Genomic DNA, 2,251 nt, shown 5'->3' on the forward strand with positions numbered 1-2,251 from the left:
ACTTAACCTTGAAAGAGGTACCCAACACCCGAATGTCGACCCCAGATGCAGTATGTACCGTAAACGGTCTTTTTTCCTGATGGGTAATATCAAAAAAAGCTTCGCCCTCTTTTAATGCAATCTGGCGGTTGTTTGAAGCAAATGCTTTAGGATAACAGAGTTTTGCAGACGGACCTAACAAAACCACCGAACCATCTGATAAGGTAATGTGCTTCCGTTCTGTACTTCCGGTAACTACGGTAACCTGATTTTCGAGCTTCACTGGGATATTGAGTTTCCAAATGCTTATTCCCAGTGTAATGATGATGAGTACGGCGGCAGCAACCCTGATAAAAGGCTGTAATCTGAATACTTTGCCATGTTCTGGCTTTTGGTGCATAGCGGCCTGAAGATGAACAAACATTTGCTGCCCTATTGCTACTTTCCGGTCGGCTGCCAATTCAATATTTTCCTGATTGAGCGTGGCATACCACTCTTCAACTTTTTTTTGCTCTTGCGGACTTGCCTGCTTATTGAGATATTTCTGCAGCAGTTCCTTTGCCTGTTCTTCTGTCATTTAAATACATGTCAGTTGAAAAGCAGATCGGTACTAACCAAGAATGTTATCTATAAATTAACTTTATGTTAAGCCGATTAAAGCCGCAATGAGCAGGATATAGGAAAGGCTTTTTTTGAGCAATTTTAGTGCTGCAGAAATCTGGTTTTTTACTGTCTGAACCGAAACATCAAGTTCTAAAGCTATTTCTTTGATGGATTTTTCCTGTTTTCGGCTCATCGAGAATACCAATTGCATTTTTACGGGCAAAAGTGCAATGGCGGCATCAACTTCTAAATGAAGCTCTTTTAAAATCAGTTTATCATCAGCTGCTGCAATATGCTGCTCATTCATTAGTGTTTTAAGTGCAGTTTGGTGATATTCTTTAATGCTGCCTGACCTGAAATAATTAATCACCTTATATTTTACAGCACCATAAAGATAGGCACCGAGGCTTCCTGTTAGGCTAATCGCTGTTCGGTTCTCCCAGAGGGATATGAAAATATCCTGTGTAATATCCTGTGCCAATGCCTCATCACCCGTTTTTTTAAAGGCCGCATCAAAAACATTCTCCCAGTAGGTCTGGTAGATTTCGTCCATAGCCCGGTGGTCGCCAAGTTGTAAAGATGAAAATAATGAATTGTCCAAGGGATGCCGCTTTATAAAGCGCAAAGCTAAGGGGCCAATATTCCCTTAGTATTAACAAATCTTAAAGAGTAGATGATGTGGATAATAGAATTGGGGCTTTAATAATGGAAGATGAAAAGATTCTGCGCGCATCAACGATATCCGCGGGAATATTATTCGATTGATTTCCCGCAGATTTAAAAAGATTGCCGCTGATGATTTATAGTAGAGTCTTAATGCCCTTAACTGCTTAATGGTAGGAAAGACTAAAGCTGAAAGCAAAAAGAATAAGTTTAATTCCATGCAAATCTGTGCTTCCGTGGCAGAAATAACCCAAGTTGGATAGATCCTGAAACAAGTTCAGGAGGACGATCGCAGGATCTGAGCTACGAAAATCTTAATGTTCTTAACTGATTAATGGCAAATTGCAATAGGTTCTGCGTAAATCAGCTATCAACGGGAACATGATTGATTTGTACGCTACAATTACCCAAACAACCCGGCAAAAATTCTATTCGAATGCAATTTTGCCTGATGATCGTAAATATGCGAGGTGCTCATGATCTCGTTTACGCCATGTTTTGCAACAAAAGCTTCTAAATTCCCGCTAATGGTTTCGGCACTACCAATAAAAGAATAATACAACATTTGTTCTACAGCTTCTTTTTCCAACTGATCCCAATATTGATTGATATCATCAACTGCAGGCTTTAACAATTCTCTTTTACCTGTAATTACACCCAGGAACATCCGCTTTACCGAGCTTGATAAACGTTCAGCTTCTGCATCGGTATCGGCAGCAACCACATTTACGCAGGCCATTATATAAGGTTCCTGTAAAAATGGGGAGGGCTTAAAGTTATTTCTATAAATTGCGATGGCTTGTTCGAAATAAGCTGGTGCAAAATGACTGGCAAAAGCATAAGGGAGGCCTTTTTCTGCTGCTAAGCGTGCGCTATCTGTGCTCGAACCTAAAATCCAGATCGGGATATCCAATCCTTCTCCCGGAATGGCCCTTACACTCGCACGATTATTATTCGCAGAGAAAAACTGCTGTAGTTTCTCAATATCCCTGGGGAAACTATGAAC

3 protein-coding genes are annotated in these 2,251 nt (G+C 40.5%); all 3 read right to left on the reverse strand.

The features are described from left to right. Positions 1-556, reverse strand: a 556-nt coding sequence (locus tag AC1DPQ_RS25450) for a FecR family protein (protein ID WP_477611271.1), incomplete at its 3' end; no start/stop codon positions are given. A gap of 63 nt (positions 557-619) precedes the next feature. Further along, positions 620-1,183 carry an RNA polymerase sigma factor gene (locus AC1DPQ_RS25455; protein ID WP_477584835.1) on the reverse strand — a complete coding sequence of 188 codons (564 nt, stop codon included), beginning with the start codon at positions 1,181-1,183 and terminating at the stop codon, positions 620-622. Between the two features lie 465 nt (positions 1,184-1,648). Next, positions 1,649-2,251: MsnO8 family LLM class oxidoreductase (locus AC1DPQ_RS25460; RefSeq protein WP_477611272.1), on the reverse strand; the 603-nt coding region annotated here is incomplete at its 5' end.

Source organism: Pedobacter sp. 01T416_2 (genome assembly GCF_056398925.1).